Genomic DNA, 20,303 nt, shown 5'->3' on the forward strand with positions numbered 1-20,303 from the left:
GTCAGGCCATCGGCGGCCGCCCCGGGTTCAGTGGGCGGGCCGCCGACGGGTCAGCGGTGGCCGCCGTAGTGGTGGCCGCCGTAGCGGTGGCCCCAGGACTTGGAGTCGACCTTGTGGCCGTTGGCGTCCCGCAGGGTCGCCGTGTCGCTGTTGTCCCAGACGTAGCGGCGGAGGTCCTGGTAGACGTCGGTACGGCTGTCGCGGCCGACACCGGTGTGCACACGCACCGAGGAGCGGCCGGGCAGACGCAGGTCGAACCTGTAGGTGCGGTGGCTCTCGTCACGCAGGGTCCAGCCGCGCAGGTTGACCGAGTGGCGGCTCGTGTTGGTGACGGTGACCCACTCGCCGTTCAGGCTCCGGTTCGAGCCGTTGTCCCGGCCGGGGCTGTTGTACTGGATCTTGCCCAGAACAACGGCCGAGCGGGAATCGTGGCCACGGCCGTGGCCGTGGTCGTGGTCGTCTGCGACCGCCGGGAGGGCGGCGGCGGCGACCAGCGCGCCGGAAGCGAGAACAGCAGCGGTGATCCGTCGTGCGGAACGGGACATGAAGACCCCTCAAGTGCAGGCTCGGACCCTGCGGTCCGGGCGTTGTTCGGCCCCGGCGTGGTGCCGGGAAGGCAAACCTTGGCCCCAGTCGCCCGGCGCCCGGACACCACTCCGGCACGTGTTACGAGATGCAGACATTTCCGTCACACGCGGTTGTACGCGACATCCACCGAAACCTCCGGGTACCTGTCAATCGCTGTCCGCTGCACCCACCCGCACGGCACCGGGTTGACGGAAGCCGGCACACCTCCACGCCTCCGCCACACTTCCTCCCCACCTCGGCCACCCGGGCCCCAGGACCCGTAACAGCGGCCGCCCGGCCGGATCTGAACGCCCGTTCCGTTACCCCGGGAAAGCAGCACGGAGGTTCCCTCGAACATCGATCGAAGCCCGTGATTGCGCGGATCCGCCGGGAGTGGTTGAGTGGTACTCAAGGTATGAATCGAGGTTCAGAACATCATGGCCTACCGATCCACCGCCCGTACCGAGGCGACCCGGCTCGCTCACCGGGCGCGACTCCTGGACGCCGCACGGGAGCTGCTCACCGAGGGCGGCTACGCCGCGGCGAGCATCGCCGCGCTCGCCGACCGCGCCGGCGTCGCCACCGGCAGCGTCTACAACCACTTCGCCTCGAAGCAGGAGCTCCTGGCCGCGGTCTTCCGCCATGTCGCCGGTCACGAGCTCGCCGCGGTGCGTGAGGCGGTGGAGGCGGAAAGCGGGGCGGCGCAGCAGGTGCGGGCGCTGGTGGAGGTGTTCTCGTACCGTGCGCTGCGCAGTCCGCGCACGGCGTGGGCGCTGCTGGCCGAGCCCGTCGATCCGCTCGTCGAGCAGGAGCGGCTGACCTACCGGCGCGGCTACCACGCGCTCGCCGAGTCGGTCGTCGCCGCGGGTGTGGCAACAGGTGAACTGCCCGCCCAGAACCCCCGGCTCGCGGCCGCGGCCGTCATCGGCGCGGTCAGCGAGGCGCTGCTCGGCCCGCTCTCCCCCGTCGGCGAACGCACCGACCCGGGCCCGGTCGTGGACGGCATCACGGCGCTGTGCCTCAGGGCCGTCGGGGCCCCCGCCGGCTGACCCGGGCGACCCGCTGCCGCTGCGCGCCGAACGTCCCGAACCCCAGACAGGAGTCCCGCCATGACCACCACCGCAACCCCGGCCGTCCCACACCCCGAGGCCGGCGCACCGCACCGCACGCACGAGGTCACCAACCAGGCGCCGCCTCGCACCGGCCTCGACGAGTACGGCACCAACACGCCCCTCACCGAGGCTGTCGACGCGTACGGTGCGGGGTGGCACGGGCAGGAGCTGCACGGGATCGGCCGGCTGGTCGGCTCGGAGGCGTTCCAGCACAACGCCGAGCTCGCCCACACCTCCCCGCCCGTCCTGCGCACCCACGACCGGTACGGCAACCGGGTCGACGAGATCGACTTCCACCCCGCCTATCACGAGGTCATCGGCGCGGCCGTGGAGCACGGCGCACACACGGCGGGTTGGGCCGATCCCAAGCCGGGAGCCGCCGTCGCACGGGCGGCGACGTTCATGCTGTTCGCCCAGATCGAGCCGGGCCACGCCTGCCCGATGTCGATGTCGCACGCCGTGGTCCCGGTCCTGCAGCGCGATCCCGAGGTCGGCCGGGACTGGCTGCCCGGACTGCTGAGCCGTTCGTACGACCCGCGGCCGCTCGCCCCGGCCGCCAAGCCGGGCCTGACCTTCGGCATGGGGATGACGGAGAAGCAGGGCGGGTCCGACGTCCGCGCCAACACCACCCGGGCCGTGCCGGTAGCCTCCGACGCGGACGGCCGGGCCCACCTTCTGACCGGCCACAAGTGGTTCTTCTCCGCCCCACAGTCGGACGCCTTCCTGGTTCTGGCGCAGGCAGAGGCGGGCCTCACCTGTTTCCTGGTGCCCCGGGTGCTGGCCGACGGGACACGCAACACCGTCCGGGTCCAGCGGCTGAAGAACAAGCTCGGCAACAAGTCGAACGCGTCCAGCGAGGTCGAGTTCGACGACACCTGGGCCGTGCGGGTCGGCGAGCCCGGCCGGGGTGTTCCCACGATCATCGAGATGGTCAACCACACCCGCCTGGACTGCGTGCTCGGCACCACGGCGGGCATGCGCCAGTCGGTGTCCGAGGCGATCTGGCACGCACGCCACCGCAGCGCGTTCGGCGCGCGACTGGCCGACCAGCCGGCGATGACCGCGGTCCTCGCGGACCTCGCACTGGAGACGGAGGCCGCGACCTGGACGTCGATGCGGCTGGCCCACGCGTACGAGGCGGACAGCGGCGAGCAGGAGGCGATGTTCCGGCGGCTGGCGACCGCGGTGTCAAAGTACTGGATCTGCAAGCGGGGCCCGCACCACGCCTACGAGGCGCTGGAGTGCCTGGGCGGCAACGGCTACACGGAGGACTGGCCGCTGGCGCGCCGCTACCGCGAGCAGCCGGTGATGGCCGTGTGGGAGGGCTCGGGCAATGTCATCGCCCTCGACGTGCTGCGTGGGATCGCCCGGACCCCGCAGTCCCTGGAGGCGTTCTGGGCCGAACTGGACGGCATGTCCGGGGCGAGCGCCGTACTGGACGCGCACATCGGCCGGGTGCGGCGGGAGCTCGCCGAGGACCTGCGCGACCCGGTCGCCGCGCAGACCCGGGCCCGGGCCACGGTCGAGGGCATGGCGCTGGCGCTGCAGTCCTCGCTGATGCTGCGTCACGCCCCGGCGCCGATGGCCGAGGCGTTCGTCGAGGCCCGGCTCGGTGAGGGCCGTGGCCACCAGTACGGGATCCTGCCGCGGGGCACGGACGCGGCCGCGGTCGTGGCCCGGCACATCGGCGAGGCCTGAGCCCGCGGCCGCGGGCCGGGGCCGCGTCTGCTGCGCCTTCAGCGCGAAATCGGTGCCCTGCGGGCGCGGGCCGGGGCCGCCCGGTCGATCGCCTCTGCCCGGCCGGCCGTGTCCGTCACGGTCCGGCCGGCCGGGCGGGGTGGTCCGCGGGCCCGGCCCTGCGCCTGCCGGACCAGCCGAGCAGGACCACCGAGCAGACGGCGGCGAACGCGCACCAGGTGGAGATGAACTCCAGACGCCACAGCGCGGCGCAGACCGCGGCCCCGCCCGCGACCAGCACGCCCAGCCATGCCAGCACCCGGTCGCCGGACAGGAGCAGCGATCCGACGGTGGCCAGGAGGTAGCCCGCCACGAGCAGTTCCGGCCGCGGCAGGTCCAGGACGTACCCGAGGGTGTGCCCGCGGATCTGCGCCGTCACCGGCCGGGCCGCCAGGCTGTACGCGAGAGCGGCCGAGGTCGCCGCCCCCGCCGCCAGCGGGACCACGAGCCGGCGCCGCGTGTGCGGCGGGGCGGCGCACATGACGCCCAGCGGCACCCACAGTGCCAGGACCGGCAGGGCGATGACCGCCCAGGCCACGGTGGCCGGACCGGCACCGCCGTCCGACCGCCAGACCACGGACTCGATGATCTGATGGGCCCCCAGGAGCAGCGGCAGCGCCGCCAGCGGAAGGTCCCGGGCCCGGCGGGTCCGGGCCACGCAGGCCGCGCCAATCGCCGCGATCGCCGTACCCGCGACGAGATCGGCGGTCGCACTCCAGCACATGGCGCCACCCAGGGGTTCGTCATATCCGTCGGCCGGTCTCCGCCGCGGCCGCTCCCCCGGTCACGCTACGGCCCGGCCGGGCGGGTGCCGAAGCATGACACTCCCACTTCTTGACCGGTGCATGCCGTTGACGTACCGTCACCGCTGTTCTCATACAAGAACTCGGTTCACCATACGGAACATCAGGAACGTCGTTCCGATGGTCGAGGGATTGCCTACCACCGCACCAACCCACTCATTGGTGCCTGCGGAGGACACCGCAGGCGGTGAAAGGAATACCCGTGCGTACCAGAAATCAGCATGCCAGACGCAGAGGCAGCCGGGCAGCCGCCTCGTTCGTCGCGATCGCCTCGCTCGTTCTCGCGGGACTCACGGCACTCTTCGCGACCGGTTCCGCGACGGCGGCCCCCGCAGCCGGCTCGTACAGCCTGTCGAACGCGGGCAGCGGACTGTGTCTGGAGGTTCCCGGCGCGGGAACCTCCGAAGGCGTCCAGCTCGGACAGCGGTCCTGCAGCGGCGCGGCGAACCAGTCGTGGCAGCTCAAGGCCTCCGGCAGCGGCTACACCCTGACCGCCGCGCACAGCGCCAAGTGTGCCGGGGTCCGCGACGCCTCGACGAGCGCGGGCAAGGCCGTGGAGCAGCAGAGCTGCACCGGCGGAGCCGGCCAGGTGTGGACGCTCGCCCAGGTCAGCGGCGACACGTACCAGGTCGTCAACGCCAACGGCGGCAAGTGCCTGAACGTGAAGGACAGTTCGGCCGCGGCCGGCGCCCTCGTCCAGCAGAACTCCTGTGACTCGGTGACCAGCAAGCGCTGGACGTTCACCGCGGCCGGTTCGACCCCGACCGACCCGCCCACGGATCCGCCGACCGACCCTCCGACCGACCCCGGCTCCCCTCCCGCGTGGCCGACGGCCACCAGCAGCCAGGCCGTGACCTCGACGATGAAGGTCTCCGGCACCTACGACGGCGGTCTGAAGCGCTTCTACGGGAGTGGCGACCTGGGCAGTGACAGCCAGGACGAGGACCAGCCGGCCCTGATCGAGCTTGCGGACGGCGCCACGCTGCAAAACGTCATCCTCGGCTCCCCCGCCGCCGACGGCGTGCACTGCCTGGGCGCCTGCACCCTGAAGAACGTGTGGTGGGAGGACGTGGGCGAGGATGCCGCCACCTTCCTCGGCAGCTCCTCCTCGCTGGTGCGCACGATCGACGGCGGCGGCGCGAAGCTGGCGGACGACAAGGTGTTCCAGCACAACGGGGGAGGCACCCTGATCATCAAGAACTTCCAGGTCAGCGACTTCGGCAAGCTCTACCGCTCCTGCGGCAACTGCTCGACGCAGTACGGCCGGCACGTCCAGGTGCAGAACGTATGGATCACCGCGCCGGGCGACGGTCTCGTGGGGATCAACCCCAACTACGGTGACACCGCCCGCCTCTCCGGCGTGACGATCTACGACGACGGCGACCGGGACATCGACATCTGCACCAAGTACAAGGGTGTGACGAGCGGCGAGCCCACCAAGACGGGCACCGGCCCGGACAGCACGAACTGCCTGTACGCCACCTCCGACATCACCTATGTCGACTGATCACCGGTGACGTACCGGGCCCGCCCGCCCCGGACACCGGGGCGGGCGGGTCCACGACCGTGGCGATGCCCCGCCGGCAGCAGCCGGACCGGTGTCAGGCCGTCGCGTCCGACCAGGCGTACGGCGGCGGCACGGGCCCGTCCCCGGATCCCGCACCTGCCTGCCCCAGCTCGCGGTCGGCCACACTCATCAGCTGACCGGCGACATCGCGCATCGCGCGGCTGGCCGCCAGTTCGTCACCGATGGCGGGCACGTCCGGGTCCTGCGGGCTGCATCGGGCGACCCCGTGGCCGGTGAGTCTCGCCGTGCCGGTGTCCAGCACCGCCTCCGCCTTCGTCGTCCCGTCGTCCTCCGACAGATCGACACGGACCGTCCACTCCATCGTGCGATTCATCGCGCACCTCCCGGGCCGCACCGGCAGGCGGGCGCCCGCCGCCGTACGGGTCCATTCCCAGCATCCACCCAACCGGCCCCGCACGCCCGTTCCGGCTCGGCCTGCGCGGATCCCCTGACCGAAATAGGATGCAGGGACCACGCCCGCAGCCGCCGGGCCGCGGCCCTTGCCCTCCGGGTCACCAGCGTCGGGCTCCCGGACCGACCCGCCACGACGGAACTGTGGCGCAGATGGCCACCACCTGCCCTGCGGAGAGGCCCATGAACCGGCGTCGCCCTCCCCGCCCGGCCAGTGCCGAGGAACTGCTCACCACCCTCCAGCACCTCACGTCGCAGGCGCGCCGGGAGGTCGAGCTGCATCAGGCGCGGGTGGAGCTCGCCGAGGCACTGCAGCGCGGGATGCTCCCCTCGGTCCTGCCCGACCTGCCCGGCCTGCAGACCGCCGCCCGGTACACCCCCGCGCAGAGCGGCCTGGACATCGGCGGTGACTGGTTCGACGGGTTCCTGCTGCCGGACGGCTCACTCGCCTTCGCCATCGGGGACGTGCAGGGACACGACGTCGAGGCGGCGGCCTTCATGGGCCAGATCCGGATCGCGATGCGCGCGCTCGCGACCACTGCCACCGATCCGGGCGAAGTCGTACGCCGGACCAATGACCTGCTGCTGGCCGTGGACTCCGGCCCCCTGGCCACCTGCACCTTCGTCCGGCTCGATCCGCGGACCCGGGAACTCCAGAGTGCCCGTGCCGGTCATGTGGGCGCGGTGTGGGCCACGGCCGACGGGCGCTCCGGCGTCACCGAGGACGAGGGCGGTCTGCCGCTCGGGATCCAGAGCGGTGAGGAGTACCCGGTCACCACCCGGCGGCTCACGACCGGCGGGGCCTTCGTCCTGCTCACCGACGGTGTGATCGAAGGGCCGTCGTACCCCATCGACGAGGGACTGGACGCCGTCGTGCGGCTGGTGAGCTCGCGCGTCGGCGACAGTGCGGACGAGCTGGCCGACGCGATCCTGGGGACGGCGGAGCGTACCGGGCACACGGACGACGCCGCCGTGCTCGTCCTGCGCCACGAGGCATTTCCCGCCGTCTCCGGATGAGGCCGGGGGGACCGGCGCGTGTCACGCGGCCGCCTCTCGTCACAGCCGGTGTCTGATGAGAACCGTGATCCGCAGCGAGAGGCACCGACGCACGGCCGTGGCATTACTGCGCATCCTGGCCGTCGCCGGTGCCTACTACGTGGCCGCGGACCTGGGGCTGCTCCGTAAGGTGACCGTCCACGGGGCGGTGATCACTCCGTTGTGGCCACCGACCGGAATCGCGCTGAGCGCCCTGCTGTACATGGGGCTGCGCGTCTGGCCCGGGATCGCGCTCGGCTCCCTGCTCGTCATCGCCACCCTCAGCGGATCGGTGACGGCGTCCACCGCCCTCGTCGTGGCGGGCAACACGCTCGCGCCCGTCTGCGCCTTCCTGCTGCTGCGCAGAGTCGGCTTCCGCACGGAGCTGGACCGGCTGCGCGACGGTGTCGTCCTGGTCTTCCTCGGCGCGATGGCCGGCATGGTCATCAGCGCGACCACGGGAACCGTCGTGCTGCTGGCCGACGGCAAACTCCCCGACGGGTTCTGGTCGGTCTGGGCGGCATGGTGGGCCGGGGATGTCATGGGCGTCCTCGTCGTCACCCCGCTGCTGCTCGTGCTGCGCAAGGCGCGGATGCCGCGCGCCTCCGACCGGTGGGCGGAGGCGGGGGCGCTGCTGGTCGTCGCGGTGGCGGGCTCGCTGCTGGCCACGCGCAGTTCGCTGTCGATGCTCTACCTGCTGTTCCCGATCCTCATCTGGGCGGCGCTGCGCTTCCAGCTCGCCGGCAGCGCGCCGTGCGCCCTGCTGATGTCCGTCATGGCGATCATCGCGGGCACGGAGCGAGTGGGACCGTTCGCGGACCACACCATCATCGAGGTGATGATCAACCTCACGATCCTGAACGGGGCCGTCGCGCTCACCGCTCTGCTGCTGGCCGCCGTGGTCGCCGAACAGCAGAATGTGCGGCGCCGGATCGAGCAGGCCTGCGAGGAGCTGGCCGATGTGGTGGAACAGCTCGCCCCGGGCAGATCCGCGGCCGCCTGGCCGTCCCGGGCCGGAGAGGAACGCGAGAGCCGCTGATCCCGCAGGAGCGGGGCCGGCCCGGGACGCAGCACGGGTTCACTGGGGCAGTTCCGGCCCAGCAAGCCGACTGGGAGGCGGCCGGAGGTCACCTGGGGAAGTTCAGGTCCAGGAAGTCGTTGCGGAACGTGCCTGCCGGGTCGTAACGGGCCATCAGCTTCTCGAAGTCCTCGTACCGCGCGTACAGGGTGCGCAGGACATCGGGGGCGGTGCCGAAGACCTTGCCCCAGTGCGGGCGGGCACCGAACGGCGCCAGCGCCTCCTCGATCTCCGCGAGCACCGGTGCGACGGCCTCGCCGTCGGGGACCCAGGTGAAGTGGAAGGCCACCGAATCACGGCCGGACGCGGGGCTCAGCCACAGGTCGTCGCCGGCCACGGTACGGATCTCGGAGATCTGCAGCAGGGGGATGATCCGCTCCCGGAGCCGGCCCACGGCCTCGTACGCGGCGGCGGCGTCCTTCCGGGCCACGAAGTACTCGGACTGCAGTTCGTCGCCGTTGCTCGGGGTGAACTCGAGCCGGAAATGCGGCAGGCGCCGGTGCCAGGCGCCGGGGACCCCCTCCTGCCGGGTGCAGTTCCCGGCCGGGACCCCGGGGATCGGGTGCCGCGGACCGTCGGCGAGCCGGGCGCCGAGCCACTCGGCCGGAGCCTGCTGCGGCCCCTCGTGCCCCACCCGCTGCTTGAGCCACACCTGGCCCACCGGCCCCGGCCGCCAGTCGGTGAAGACGCTGACGCTGTACGCGGCCGACATCACCTCGTCGAATCCGCCGGTCAGCACGGACTCGGGCAGGTCCTCGTAGACCCACTGCTGGACGTCGAAAGCAGGCACCAAATCCAGTGTCAGCCGGGTCACCACGCCCAGGGCTCCCATGGACACCACCGCACCGGGGAAGTCCGCGTCGCCGCGCCGCAGGGTGACCGTCCCACCGTCCGCCGTCACCATGTCCAGGGCCCGGACGGCCCCCGCGAGAGAGCGGTTCCCGACGCCCGAACCATGGGTTCCGGTAGCGCAGGCACCGGCCACCGAGATGTGCGGCAGCGAGCCCAGATTGTGCAGCGCGAAGCCGCTCTCGTCGAGCTCACCGGCGAACTCGCCGAAGCGGAGCCCCGCACTGACCGTGACCGCCCGCGCCGCCGGGTCGATGTCGACCGTCCGTGGCAGCCCGGCCACCGAGACGAGGTCTCCGGCGGTGTCGGCGACCGTGTTGAACGAGTGCCGGGTGCCCAGGGCCCGCACCGTGGTGGAGGCGGCGACCGTCTCCTGCAGTTCGGCCTCCGTACGGGGCATGCACAACCGCCTCGCCCCGAACGTGATGTTGCCGGCCCAGTTCGTCTCCGCGGGAGTCACCGTGCGTTCCTCTTTCGCTCGTGGCCGGGCACTGTCCCCGGCACCGCATTCTCCCAGACAGCGGCAGGTACAGCGGAGGCGAGCGGCCCGTAGCGATCAACCCTGGCACCACGCAACGTAGTTGGCGGGTGAAGGTACAAATCCGCACACCATCCGGTTCCGGCAGGACCCAAATACCAACAGCCGACCACAGAACCTGAGATCCGGTACGGAACGGGACGAGTCCCGGATCATCTCGCATGTCTGAACTTCACTGGAACTCCAGCGAAATGGCACGTGTGTGGATATCGTGCACCGAGCGATGGCGCATCCGTCAGTCCACAGGATCGGCGGATGCGTCCCGTTTGTGGCAATGCAACTGTGACTGGGGGGTTCATGGGGCATGTCGAGCTACCCGAATCCGAAATATCAGGACCCGTGGGACTGGCGGGGGCGCCTCGTCCACGGACCGCTTCGCACAGGCCTCGCAGCCAGGAGTTCGACCGGCTGCGGCAGGGCCGGACCGTACAGCGCGACCGTTCCGCCCGGCCTGGGCCGAGAAGAAGACCGGGCCGGTATCTGCCACTCGTCATCGGCTTCGACCTGTTCGGTCTGGGGATTCCCGCCTGGCTCGTCCTGCGCACCGACGGACAGCCCAGGGCCCTGGCCGGCGCGGCCGCAGCCGCGATGGTGTGGTCAGGCGTACGGGCCGCGCGCGGCCGGTACGCGGTGCGGGGCACGGGCCGGCCACCGGGTGCACCGACCGCCACCGGGGACTGGCTGCTGCTCATCGGACTGATGGCGGTGCTCTGGACCGTGGCCGACGGCACCATCGATCCGGCGACGGCCGTCGTGGCGCTGATTCCGGGCCTGCTGACGACGGCGGCGGTCTCCGGAGTGCGGCGGCTGCCGTGGTCCGGTCGGTACCGGACGGTCCGCCGCGTCCTGGTGGTCGGCGAGGCCTCGGGGGTGGACCGGGCGGTGCGGCTGCTCGATTCCCGGGCGGATCACGGCTACCTCGTGGTGGCCGCCGTGCCCGTGGGGACGTCGGCCCTGACCTGCGAGGCTCCGGTGCCGGGGCGGCTCGCGCCCGAGCCCGCCGACGACGACGCCTCGACGGTACTGGGTGCGGCCTTCGCCCACGAAGCGGACATGGCGCTGGTGGTGCCGGGGCCGCAGCTCGCCGAGGAGCGGTTGCGGCGACTGTCCTGGGGGCTGCACGACGGCGGGCTCGACCTGTCCGTGCTGTCACACCTCTCGGAGGTCGCCGACAGCCGGGTCCGCCCCTCGTCGGCGGCCGGGCTGACCCTGCTGCACATCGTGCCGCCGCTGCGGCACGGCCCGCAGCAGGCACTCAAGGCCGCGGTCGACCGCACCGGCGCGGCTCTCGGCCTGATCGCCCTGGCCCCGCTGCTGCTGATGATCGCGGCCGCGGTCCGGCTGACTTCGGCCGGACCGGTCTTCCACCGGCAGATCCGTAAGGGGCAGCACAACCGGCCGTTCACCATGTGGAAGTTCCGCTCGATGGTGGTGGACGCCGAGCAGCACAAGGCGCAGCTGGTGACGTCGAACGAGAACGACGGTCCGATGTTCAAGATGCGCCGGGATCCCCGGGTGACCCGCGTCGGCCGCCTGCTGCGCCGCTCGTCCCTCGACGAGCTGCCCCAGCTCTTCAACGTACTGCGGGGTGACATGTCCCTGGTCGGCCCGCGGCCGCCGTTGCCGGACGAGGTGTCCCGCTACGACGAGCGTGAGCTGAGGCGGCTCGCGGTCAGGCCGGGCCTGACCGGCCTCTGGCAGGTCAGCGGACGGTCCGACCTGTCCTGGCAGGAGACCGTCTCGCTCGATCTGTGGTACGTCGACAACTGGTCGGTGGCCACGGACATGGGACTCATGGCCCGTACGCTGCGCGCCGTCACCGACGGCCGCGGGGCGTACTGAGCACGGGCGGCGTCGGATGAGAGAGACGAGAGCGGGCCGGGTGGGCGGTCGCGCAGTCGCGACGGTCCACCCGGCCGCAGGGTCCGGCCCCGGGAGCGGGTCAGACCTGTGCGCCCTGTCGTTCCAGCCACCAGGCGTAGGTCCGCGCGATTCCGTCGCGCAGCGGGATCTGCGGCTCGAAACCGAGGGAGGAAAGCCGGGACACGTCCAGGAGCTTGCGCGGAGTGCCGTCCGGTTTGGCTGTGTCCCAGTCGACCCCGCCCTGATACGACGTCACTTCCGCGATGGTGGAGGCGAGTTCACGGATCGTCAGGTCCGTGCCGGAGCCGATGTTGACGGGCGCGTCACCGTCGTACCGCTCCAGCAGCAGAACGCAGGCGGCGGCCAGGTCGTCGACGTGCAGGAATTCACGTCGGGGGCTTCCGGAGCCCCAGAGCGTGACGGCCGGGGCGTCGCTCTGCCGCGCCTCGTGGAAGCGGCGGATCAGTGCGGGCAGGACGTGCGAGGTCTCCAGGTCGAAGTTGTCGCCCGGTCCGTAGAGATTGGTCGGCATGGCGCTGATGTACGAGGCGCCGTACTGGCGGCGGTAGGACTGGGTCTGCACGATTCCCGCGATCTTCGCGAGGGCGTAGGCCTCGTTGGTCGGCTCCAGGGGGCCGGTGAGCAGTGCGGTCTCGGGGATGGGCTGCGGGGCCAGTCTGGGATAGATGCAGGACGAGCCGAGGAAGAGCAGCCGCTCGGCCCCGGCGGCGTGCGCGCCTGCGATCACGCTCAGCTGGATGCGCAGGTTGTCCTCGATGAACTGCACGGGATACGTGCTGTTGGCCATGATTCCGCCGACCTTGGCGGCGGCGAGCACCACCGCGTCGGGACGCACATCACGCAGAAAGGACCCGGTCCGCTCGGCGTCGCGCAGGTCGAGGCGGTCGCGCCCGCGGGTGATCACTTCATGGCCGTCGGCGGTCAGTCGGCGCACCAGCGCCGAGCCCACCAGACCGCGGTGGCCGGCGACGAACACACGGGCGCCGGGGCGTAGCAGGGACGGGACGGATTCCTGGGGAGGGCCGGGGAGATCAGTCGTCATGGCTCGGATTGTGCCAGCAGCTGTATGACGCGGTGACGTTTTGCCGCAGATCACTCAAACTCTGAAATTTCGGCGTTGCCCGACCGCCTCTCAGGCGGCCGCAGAAGGGGGAGACATGGCGAAGACCGCGCTCATCACCGGCGTGACCGGACAGGACGGTTCGTACCTGTCCGAACTGCTGCTCCAGAAGGGATACACGGTCCACGGCCTCATACGCCGCTCGTCGAGCTTCAACACCGAGCGGATCGACCACATCTACCAGGGCCCGGAGGAGGAGAACCGCTCGTTCGTGCTGCATCACGCCGATCTCGCCGACGGGGTGGCCCTGGTGAACCTGATGCGCGACATCCGGCCCGACGAGGTCTACAACCTCGGCGCGCAGTCGCACGTCCGGGTCTCCTTCGACGCCCCGCTGTACACGGGTGACGTCACCGGTCTGGGGACGATCCGGCTGCTGGAGGCCGTGCGCGCCAGCGGCATCGACACCCGTGTGTACCAGGCGTCCTCGTCGGAGATGTTCGGCGCCAACCCGCCGCCGCAGAACGAGCAGACCCCCTTCCATCCGCGCAGCCCGTACAGCGTCGCCAAGGTCTACTCGTACTGGGCAACCGTCAACTACCGTGAGGCGTACGGGATGTACGCGGTCAACGGGATCCTGTTCAACCATGAGTCGCCGCGCCGGGGCGAGACCTTCGTGACCCGGAAGATCACCCGCGGGGTGGCCCGGATCAAGGCGGGTCTGCAGACGCATCTGCACCTGGGGAACCTGGACGCGGTGCGCGACTGGGGGTACGCCCCCGAGTACGTCGACGCGATGTGGCGGATGCTCCAGTGCGACACCCCGGACGACTACGTGGTGGCGACCGGCGAGGGGGTCAGCGTCCGGCAGTTCCTGGAGTACGCCTTCGAGCACGCCGGTCTCGACTGGCGCGAACACGTCCGGTACGACGCGAAGTACGAGCGCCCCAGCGAGGTCGACGCGCTGATCGGGGACGCGTCCAAGGCCGCGGAACTGCTGGGCTGGAAGCCCGCCGTGAAGTCGCAGGAACTGGCCCGGATCATGGTCGACGCCGATGTCCGGCAGCTGGCCGACCAGCTCACCGGAGCCGCCGTGCGGGTGGACCGATGAGCTGCCACGGGCGTCTCAGACGCAGCCGCAGCGGTGTGTTCACCGCCGTTCTCGCCCTCACGGCCGGAGTCCTGACAGCTTCCGCGGTCACCGCTCCCCCGGCCGCCGCGCTCACTCCGCCGGTCGGCTTCACCGCCGACAACCTCGCCACGTACCAGACGAACGGCATCGTCTGGTCCCTCGCCGAGGCGAACGGAGTCGTCTACGCGGGCGGCACCTTCAGCAATGTCCGCCCGGCCGGCTCCCCCGCGGGCAGCAACACCACCTCGGCGGTCAACTTCGCGGCGTTCAACGCGGCCACCGGCGCGCCCGCCGGCTGCTCGCTCTCCTTCACGCGCAGCAGCGGCACGGCGACGGTGCGGGCGTTCGCGGTCTCCCCCGACAAGTCCACGCTGTACGTGGGCGGTTACTTCAACGCGGTGAACGGGACCGCCGCCAACGGCCTGGTCGCGGTCAACACCGCCACCTGCACGCCGCGTCCAGGGTTCGCACCCAGCTTCGGGGCGACCGTGCGGGCCCTCGACGTGGCGGCGAACGGCACGGTCTACGCGGGCGGCGACTTCCAGAGCGTCAACGGCCAGACGCGCCGCTTCTTCGGCGCGGTCACGGCCGCCGGTGCGCTGACGGCCTGGAATCCGGACGCCGATGATCCCGGCAGGACGCTCAAGGTCACCCCGGACGGGCAGAGCGTGCTCATCGGCGGGGACTTCGTCACGGTGGGCGGCGCGAACTCGCACGCTCTCGCGGTGACTTCCGCCGGTACGGGCGCGCTGACCCGCGCGTACACCAACAGCTTCATCCCGTCGTCCGCCGTGATCAAGGACATCGTCACCGACACCGCGTCCGGAGGGTGGTACGTGGGCGGCGAGGGTGTCGGCGGCGCCTCGTTCGACGGACGTCTCGCCATGGATCTCACCACGTTCGACCAGCGCTGGCGGGACACCTGCCAGGGCGCCACACAGGCGCTGCGGGTCTACCGGGGGGTGCTGTACGCGGGCAGCCACGTCCACGACTGCTCCACCATGGGAGGTTTCCCCAACCAGGTCCGCAAGCACCTGACCGCGCAGTCCGTCGACGATCCGGCGATGCTCGGCTGGCTGCCGGACACCAATGACGGCATCGGTGAGCCGGTGGGACCGCGGGCACTGACCGTCTCGTCCCGCGACGGACGCGATTTCCTCTGGGTGGGCGGCGAGTTCACCACGGTCAACGGAGTCGCGCAGCAGGCACTCACCCGGTTCGCCGACTCCCCGGACACCGGGGCGCCCTCCGCGCCCGTGGTCAGTCTCTCCGCGCCACGGGCCGGCGCGGTGCGGGTGAGCTGGCGGGCGAGTCTGGACCTGGACGACAGCCGGCTCACCTACCGGGTGTACCGCAACGGCGGATCGACGCCGGTGCACACCACGACCGGCTCCTCGCTGTTCTTCAGCCGGCCGCAGCTGACCTTCACGGACACCGACGTCGTGGCGGGCCGCAGCTACGCGTACCGGATCACCGCGAGCGACGGCACCAACACCAGCGCGCTCTCCGCGAACGCCTCCGTCGTCGCGTCCGGTTCGGCGAGTCCGTACGCGGAGCGTGTGCTCGCCGACGGGGCGGACCTGTACTGGCGTTACGACGAGGCGGGCGGCTCGTTCGCCTCGGACGCCTCGGACAACGCCGACGGCGGCGTGTACATGAACACCCCCTCGTACCGCTCGACCCCGTCCGCCGTGACCGGCTCCACAGCTCTCTCCCTCAACGGCACCGACGAGTACGTCTACAGCGACCGGCTGCACCACTACACCTCACCGACCCCGTACTCCATCGAGACGTGGTTCCGCACTGGCACGACCCGCGGCGGGCGGATCGTCGGGTACGGCAGCAACATCGGCACCGCCCAGGGGCACACCAGCGGGATCTCCGACAAGATCCTCTACCTCACCGACAACGGGCGTCTCGCCTTCGGCGTCCAGGTCGGCAGCTCCAGCAGCCGTCCGACGATCACCTCGGCCGGCTCGTACAACGACAACGTCTGGCACCACGCGGTCGCCACCCAGGGCCCGTCCGGCATGCGCCTGTACGTGGACGGCGTACAGGCCGGCACGAACGCCACCACCGGCAACCGGTCGTACAACGGCTACTGGCGGGTGGGCGGGGACGCCATGACCACCGCCTGGCCGAACCGTCCCACCAGCACCTACTTCGCGGGACAGGTCGACGAGACGGCGGTCTACCCGTCGGCGCTGACCGCCGCTCAGGTGGCCGCACACCACAATCTGGCCGACACCCCGTCCGGGCCCGGCGACACCACGGTCACGCTGGCGCCGACGGAGGACGCTTACGTCAACGGTGTCGCGGCGAACACCACCTACAACGACAGTCAGCTCGCCTCCCGGGGCACCACGCCGTATCTCGGGTACCTCCGCTTCACCCTGCCTGCCGCCCCGGCCGGGCAGGAGCTCAAGAGCGCCCGGCTCACCTTCCGTACCTCGTCGGACTCCACCGCGGGCTCGGCCGACAGCCACACTCTCGTGCCGGTCACCGGCGCGTGGACCGAGTCGGCGGTCACCTACAACACCCGGCCGTCGCTCGCCGCGACGGCGCTGGGGACCATCTCCGGCGCGACCGCCGTCTCCACGGACTACTCGGTGGAGCTGAACGCGCCGGCGCTGGGCGGAGCCCTGGGCTCCGCCTACTCACTCGCCCTCACCAGCAGCGGGACGGACAGTCTCCGCATCTGGTCGAGCGAGGTCGCAACCGCGGCCTACCGGCCGCAGCTCGTTCTCACCTTCGGAGCTGAATGATGAACGAAAGTACGGGGCGCAGACCTGGCGCACGCGGCCGCACGCGTGCCGCGGCCGCCGCGCTCTGCCTGCTCGCCGGGGCCCTGAGCGCCGCCGCTGCCGGGGGCTCCCCGGCAGCGGCCCTCACCCCGCCGGTGTCGATCACCGCGGACGACCTGTCCACCTGGCAGACCAACGGCATCGTCTGGTCGATGGCCGCGTCGGCCGACGGGGTGGTCTACGCGGGCGGCACCTTCTCCACCGTACGGCCGCCGGACGCAGCGGCCGGCACGTCCGAGCAGCCGGCGGTGAACTTCGCCGCGTTCGACGCCGCGACCGGCGCGCCGACCGGCTGCAGCCTGTCGTTCACCCTCTCCTCGGGGACCGCGACCGTGCGGTCCCTCGTACTGTCCCCGGACGGCGACACCCTTTACGCGGGCGGTCAGTTCGGGGCGGTGAACGGGGTCGGGGTCAGCAACATCGCGGCCGTCGACACGGCCACGTGCACCCCCCGCGAGGACTTCAAGGTCGCCGTGTCGGCGACCGTACGGGCGCTCGCCGTCACCGACGACACGGTGTATCTCGGCGGTGACTTCAACAGCGTCGCGGGGCAGACCCGCAACAAGTTCGCCGCCGTGACCACCGGCGCCCAGCTCAAGCCGTTCACCGCGAACACGGACGAGGTCGGCCGGGCCGTGGAGATCACGCCCGACGGTCAGCACGTGGTGATCGGAGGAGACTTCTTCACCGTCAACGGGACGAACTCGCACGCGCTGGCCGTGGTGGACGCGACCACGGGTGCCCTGGACAAGAGCTATCCGGGGTTCATTCCCAACACCTCGACGGTGCAGGACCTCACCTCGGACGCCACCCAGTTCTACACCGCCAACGAGGGCACCGGCGGTGGTGTCTTCGACGGCCGGATCGCGCTCGACCTCGCCACCTTCTCCCAGGTCTGGCGCGACACCTGCCTGGGCGCCACGCAGGCGCTGCTGGTGCACGACGGCGTGCTGTACAGCGGCAGTCACGCCCATGACTGCGCGTCCATGGGTGAATTCCCCGACCAGCCGCGCAAGCACCTGCTGGCCCAGGCGGTCGACGACCCGAAGCTGCTGCCGTGGTTCCCGGACACCAATGACGGCATCGGCGAGCCCGTCGGTCCGCGGGTGATGGCGCAGACGGACAAGGGCGGTCACCACTACCTGTGGGTGGGCGGCGAGTTCACCACCGTCAACGGCGCCGCGCAGCAGGGGCTGACCCGGTTCGCCGACGGCCCCGACACGGGGGCGCCCTGGGTGCCCAACGCCAGTGTCTCCACGGTCCGTACGGGCGAGGTGGACGTGAACTGGCAGACCAGCTTCGACACGGACGACGGGGCGCTGACGTACCGGATCTACAAGGACGGCGCGAGTACTCCCGTCCACACTGTCACGGGGTCCTCGCTGTTCTGGGACCGTCCGCAACTGACGTGGACGGACCAGGACGTGGCACCGGGTGAGACGCACACGTACCGGATCAGTGCGAGCGACGGCACCAACACCAGCGCCAAGTCGCCCGCGGTGACGGCTGTCGTGGCGTCAGCGGCCGAGGCGTACCCCGCCAAGGTGATCGCCGACGGCGCTTCGCTGTACTGGCGCTACGACGAGGCCACCTCGACGTTCGCGGCCGACGCCTCGGGCGGCCTGGACAACGGCTTCCTGCGCAACGCGCCGTCCTACCGCCAGACTCCGGCCGCTATCGCCGGACCGTCGACCGCGATCGGTTTCAACGGCACGGATGAGTACGCCTACAGCAACAGGCCGCATGCCCAGCCGACCACGTTCTCCACGGAGACGTGGATCAAGACCACGACCACCAGGGGAGGGAAGATCATCGGCTTCGGCAATCTGACCATGGAGAACAGCGGAGTGCACGACAAGCAGGTGTACATGCGCAATGACGGACGCCTGATGTTCGGGGTCTACAGCGGTGGCTACCGGACGGTGACCACCTCGGCCGCCTACAACGACGGGGCCTGGCACCATGTGGTGGCCACCCAGGGCTCCGGAGGCATGGCGCTCTACGTGGACGGGCAGCTGCGCGCCTCCAACTTCCTGTACACCGGCAACCGGAACTACCAGGGCTACTGGCGAGTCGGCGGGGACAACCTGGCCGGCTGGCCGAACCGCCCGACGAGCAACTTCTTCGCCGGTCAGATCGACGAGACGGCGGTCTACCCGACCGCGCTGAGCGGTGCGAAGGTAGCCGCCCACTACGCGCTGAGGACAGGTGAATGAGGTATCCGTTCCTGGCCGGCGCCGCCGTCATCGTGATGACGGCGGCGCTGGCCGCCTGCGGCTCGTCCTCCGACGAGAAGGCGGAGAAGACGGCCGCCGCGGGTCCGGCGGCCTCGTCGGGCCCGGAGGCCGGCTCCGGGAGTCCTTCCACCACGGATCCACAGACCTCCTCCGCCACCAGCGAACCCCCGAAGCTGCCTGAGACCGAACTCACCCCGGCCACCGGCTCGTTCACGAAGAAGCAGAAGGAGTACCTCGTCGACCGGGTGCCCAAGGGCATGGACCCGGCCGCCGTGCTCCAGACCGGACAGGAGACCTGCGACCGGCTGACCTATCTCGTCAAGGTGGACCGGGACACGGCCGTCGGCGCGATCGTCACGGGTGAGATCGCCGACGCGAAACCGGCTGTCGCGCACCTGTGCGTCCAGCACCAGGACCTGGTGGAGCGGGCGGCCGGAGGCTACGCCGACGGGACGTACGAGGGCAGGCAACTGCGTCCGGGGCGCTACCGCGACGTCACCCCCGCCAAGACCTGCAGCTGGCAGATCGCCGGGGCGAACGGGAAGGACCTGGCGTCGGGCTCCTCCGACGACGGGAAGCGGACCGCGATCACGATCCCGGCGGCGGCCCGCTCCTTCACCTCCACAGGCTGCTACGCCTGGCTGCTCGAAGGAGACAACGGATGAGCAAGCTGCCCATAGCCGTGGCGATCCCCACGAAGAACGAGGGGCTCAACATCGCCGAGGCGGTGAAGTCGGTCCTCGGCCACTTCGAGGCGGTCGTCGTCGTCGACTCGCACAGCAACGACGACACGGCGAAGATCGCCGCGGAGTGCGGGGCCGAGGTCGTCCTGTACACCTGGGACGGCGGGCACCCCAGGAAGAAGCAGTGGTGCCTGGACCATGTCCGCACGGACCTGGACTGGATCCTGCTGCTCGACGGGGACGAACGGCTGAGCCCCGGGCTGCTGGCGGAACTGCGGCAGGTCTTCGCCGATCCGGCCGCGCCGAGGCCGGCGGCGTACGACATCCCGCTGGGATACTGGTTCTCGGGGAAGCGGCTGCGGCACGGATACACCATCCGCAAGCGCTCGTTGACCGACCGTACCCGCAGTCACTATCCGGAGGTGGGCGACCTCGCCGCGCCCGGCATCGGCGAGGTGGAGGGGCACTACCAGCCGGTGGCGGAGAGTGCGGGGTCCCTCCGCAACCCGATCGAGCACCAGGACCTCGACCCGGTGACCGCCTGGTTCGAGCGGCACAACCGGTACTCGGACTGGGAGGCGTGGCTGGAGCACCATCCCGACGTGAAGGAACAGGTGCGCCGGGTCAAGTCCCGGCAGGGGCAGCTGTTCCACAAGGCGCCGTTCAAGCCGCTGGTGTCCTTCGCGTACATGTACCTGTACCGGCGGGGATTCCTGGACGGGCGGGCGGGGTTCGACTTCGCCCTGGCGATGAGCTTCTACCGATGGCAGATCGCGCTCAAGTCGCGTGAGACGCCTACTGCTTGA

Annotated in this window: 16 protein-coding genes; 11 read left to right on the plus strand and 5 right to left on the minus strand. The window is 71.0% G+C overall.

Annotation, left to right across the window (positions count from 1 at the left end):
- Positions 1-50: 50 nt before the first annotated feature.
- A complete protein-coding gene (locus tag ACIOEW_RS18955) occupies positions 51-545 on the minus strand; it encodes a lamin tail domain-containing protein (protein WP_362550430.1) in 495 nt (164 codons plus the stop codon).
- A gap of 459 nt (positions 546-1,004) precedes the next feature.
- On the opposite strand from ACIOEW_RS18955, the gene ACIOEW_RS18960 reads away from it, so the two are divergent.
- On the plus strand, positions 1,005-1,616 hold the full coding sequence (locus tag ACIOEW_RS18960) for a TetR/AcrR family transcriptional regulator (RefSeq protein WP_401964761.1): 612 nt from the start codon (positions 1,005-1,007) through the stop codon (positions 1,614-1,616).
- A gap of 60 nt (positions 1,617-1,676) precedes the next feature.
- The gene (locus tag ACIOEW_RS18965; RefSeq protein ID WP_362550436.1) at positions 1,677-3,377 is read left to right on the plus strand and encodes an acyl-CoA dehydrogenase family protein; all 1,701 of its coding nucleotides are present in this window, start codon (positions 1,677-1,679) and stop codon (positions 3,375-3,377) included.
- A gap of 115 nt (positions 3,378-3,492) precedes the next feature.
- On the opposite strand, the gene ACIOEW_RS18970 is transcribed toward ACIOEW_RS18965, so the two are convergent.
- A complete protein-coding gene (locus ACIOEW_RS18970) occupies positions 3,493-4,140 on the minus strand; it encodes a DUF6629 family protein (RefSeq protein WP_362550439.1) in 648 nt (215 codons plus the stop codon).
- 281 nt (positions 4,141-4,421) lie between these two features.
- Between ACIOEW_RS18970 and ACIOEW_RS18975 the strand changes: the two genes are divergently transcribed.
- Entirely contained in the window at positions 4,422-5,726 is a 1,305-nt protein-coding gene (locus tag ACIOEW_RS18975) for a pectate lyase (protein WP_401964762.1), read from the plus strand.
- A gap of 94 nt (positions 5,727-5,820) precedes the next feature.
- On the opposite strand, the gene ACIOEW_RS18980 is transcribed toward ACIOEW_RS18975, so the two are convergent.
- A complete protein-coding gene (locus ACIOEW_RS18980; protein WP_362550445.1) occupies positions 5,821-6,120 on the minus strand; it encodes a DUF1876 domain-containing protein in 300 nt (99 codons plus the stop codon).
- A 260-nt stretch (positions 6,121-6,380) separates the two neighbouring features.
- Here ACIOEW_RS18980 and ACIOEW_RS18985 point away from each other — a divergent pair, with 260 nt between their 5' ends.
- A complete protein-coding gene (locus ACIOEW_RS18985; RefSeq protein WP_362550448.1) occupies positions 6,381-7,214 on the plus strand; it encodes a PP2C family protein-serine/threonine phosphatase in 834 nt (277 codons plus the stop codon).
- Positions 7,215-7,278: 64 nt separating this feature from the next.
- A complete protein-coding gene (locus ACIOEW_RS18990) occupies positions 7,279-8,271 on the plus strand; it encodes an MASE1 domain-containing protein (protein WP_401964764.1) in 993 nt (330 codons plus the stop codon).
- Positions 8,272-8,359: 88 nt separating this feature from the next.
- On the opposite strand, the gene ACIOEW_RS18995 is transcribed toward ACIOEW_RS18990, so the two are convergent.
- Positions 8,360-9,619 carry an FAD-binding protein gene (locus ACIOEW_RS18995; RefSeq protein WP_401964765.1) on the minus strand — a complete coding sequence of 420 codons (1,260 nt, stop codon included), beginning with the start codon at positions 9,617-9,619 and terminating at the stop codon, positions 8,360-8,362.
- Positions 9,620-10,036: 417 nt separating this feature from the next.
- Between ACIOEW_RS18995 and ACIOEW_RS19000 the strand changes: the two genes are divergently transcribed.
- Positions 10,037-11,539 (plus strand): sugar transferase, encoded by a 1,503-nt coding sequence (locus ACIOEW_RS19000; RefSeq protein WP_401964767.1) that lies wholly within the window; start codon positions 10,037-10,039, stop codon positions 11,537-11,539.
- A 100-nt stretch (positions 11,540-11,639) separates the two neighbouring features.
- On the opposite strand, the gene ACIOEW_RS19005 is transcribed toward ACIOEW_RS19000, so the two are convergent.
- Positions 11,640-12,623, minus strand: a complete 984-nt coding sequence (locus tag ACIOEW_RS19005) for a GDP-L-fucose synthase family protein (RefSeq protein ID WP_401964769.1) — start codon at positions 12,621-12,623, stop codon at positions 11,640-11,642.
- A gap of 115 nt (positions 12,624-12,738) precedes the next feature.
- Between ACIOEW_RS19005 and gmd the strand changes: the two genes are divergently transcribed.
- The 5 genes from gmd to ACIOEW_RS19030 are packed head-to-tail and all read left to right on the plus strand — an operon-like array spanning position 12,739 to position 20,303.
- Positions 12,739-13,752 (plus strand): GDP-mannose 4,6-dehydratase, encoded by a 1,014-nt coding sequence (gene gmd, locus ACIOEW_RS19010; protein ID WP_362550463.1) that lies wholly within the window; start codon positions 12,739-12,741, stop codon positions 13,750-13,752.
- A complete protein-coding gene (locus tag ACIOEW_RS19015; RefSeq protein ID WP_401964771.1) occupies positions 13,749-16,538 on the plus strand; it encodes a LamG-like jellyroll fold domain-containing protein in 2,790 nt (929 codons plus the stop codon). Before gmd ends, ACIOEW_RS19015 begins: the two co-directional genes overlap by 4 nt.
- Positions 16,535-18,793 (plus strand): LamG-like jellyroll fold domain-containing protein, encoded by a 2,259-nt coding sequence (locus ACIOEW_RS19020; protein WP_401964772.1) that lies wholly within the window; start codon positions 16,535-16,537, stop codon positions 18,791-18,793. The genes ACIOEW_RS19015 and ACIOEW_RS19020 overlap by 4 nt, the downstream gene beginning before the upstream one ends.
- Complete coding sequence (locus ACIOEW_RS19025; RefSeq protein ID WP_401964774.1) at positions 18,790-19,479, plus strand: hypothetical protein; 690 nt, start codon at positions 18,790-18,792, stop codon at positions 19,477-19,479. Before ACIOEW_RS19020 ends, ACIOEW_RS19025 begins: the two co-directional genes overlap by 4 nt.
- Positions 19,476-20,303 carry a glycosyltransferase family 2 protein gene (locus ACIOEW_RS19030; RefSeq protein WP_401964776.1) on the plus strand — a complete coding sequence of 276 codons (828 nt, stop codon included), beginning with the start codon at positions 19,476-19,478 and terminating at the stop codon, positions 20,301-20,303. The genes ACIOEW_RS19025 and ACIOEW_RS19030 overlap by 4 nt, the downstream gene beginning before the upstream one ends.

Source organism: Streptomyces sp. NPDC087901 (genome assembly GCF_044742205.1).
GTDB lineage: Bacteria > Actinomycetota > Actinomycetes > Streptomycetales > Streptomycetaceae > Streptomyces.

Bases quoted from the DNA above. Each gene is read 5' to 3' on its own strand.
- ACIOEW_RS19015 (WP_401964771.1), top strand. From the start codon at position 13,749: ATGAGCTGCCACGGGCGTCTCAGACGCAGCCGCAGCGGTGTGTTCACC.
- ACIOEW_RS18955 (WP_362550430.1), bottom strand. From the start codon at position 545: ATGTCCCGTTCCGCACGACGGATCACCGCTGCTGTTCTCGCTTCCGGC.
- ACIOEW_RS18960 (WP_401964761.1), top strand. From the start codon at position 1,005: ATGGCCTACCGATCCACCGCCCGTACCGAGGCGACCCGGCTCGCTCAC.
- ACIOEW_RS19030 (WP_401964776.1), top strand. From the start codon at position 19,476: ATGAGCAAGCTGCCCATAGCCGTGGCGATCCCCACGAAGAACGAGGGG.
- gmd (WP_362550463.1), top strand. From the start codon at position 12,739: ATGGCGAAGACCGCGCTCATCACCGGCGTGACCGGACAGGACGGTTCG.
- ACIOEW_RS18985 (WP_362550448.1), top strand. From the start codon at position 6,381: ATGAACCGGCGTCGCCCTCCCCGCCCGGCCAGTGCCGAGGAACTGCTC.
- ACIOEW_RS19025 (WP_401964774.1), top strand. From the start codon at position 18,790: ATGAGGTATCCGTTCCTGGCCGGCGCCGCCGTCATCGTGATGACGGCG.
- ACIOEW_RS19020 (WP_401964772.1), top strand. From the start codon at position 16,535: ATGATGAACGAAAGTACGGGGCGCAGACCTGGCGCACGCGGCCGCACG.
- ACIOEW_RS19005 (WP_401964769.1), bottom strand. From the start codon at position 12,623: ATGACGACTGATCTCCCCGGCCCTCCCCAGGAATCCGTCCCGTCCCTG.
- ACIOEW_RS18965 (WP_362550436.1), top strand. From the start codon at position 1,677: ATGACCACCACCGCAACCCCGGCCGTCCCACACCCCGAGGCCGGCGCA.
- ACIOEW_RS18980 (WP_362550445.1), bottom strand. From the start codon at position 6,120: ATGAATCGCACGATGGAGTGGACGGTCCGTGTCGATCTGTCGGAGGAC.
- ACIOEW_RS18970 (WP_362550439.1), bottom strand. From the start codon at position 4,140: ATGTGCTGGAGTGCGACCGCCGATCTCGTCGCGGGTACGGCGATCGCG.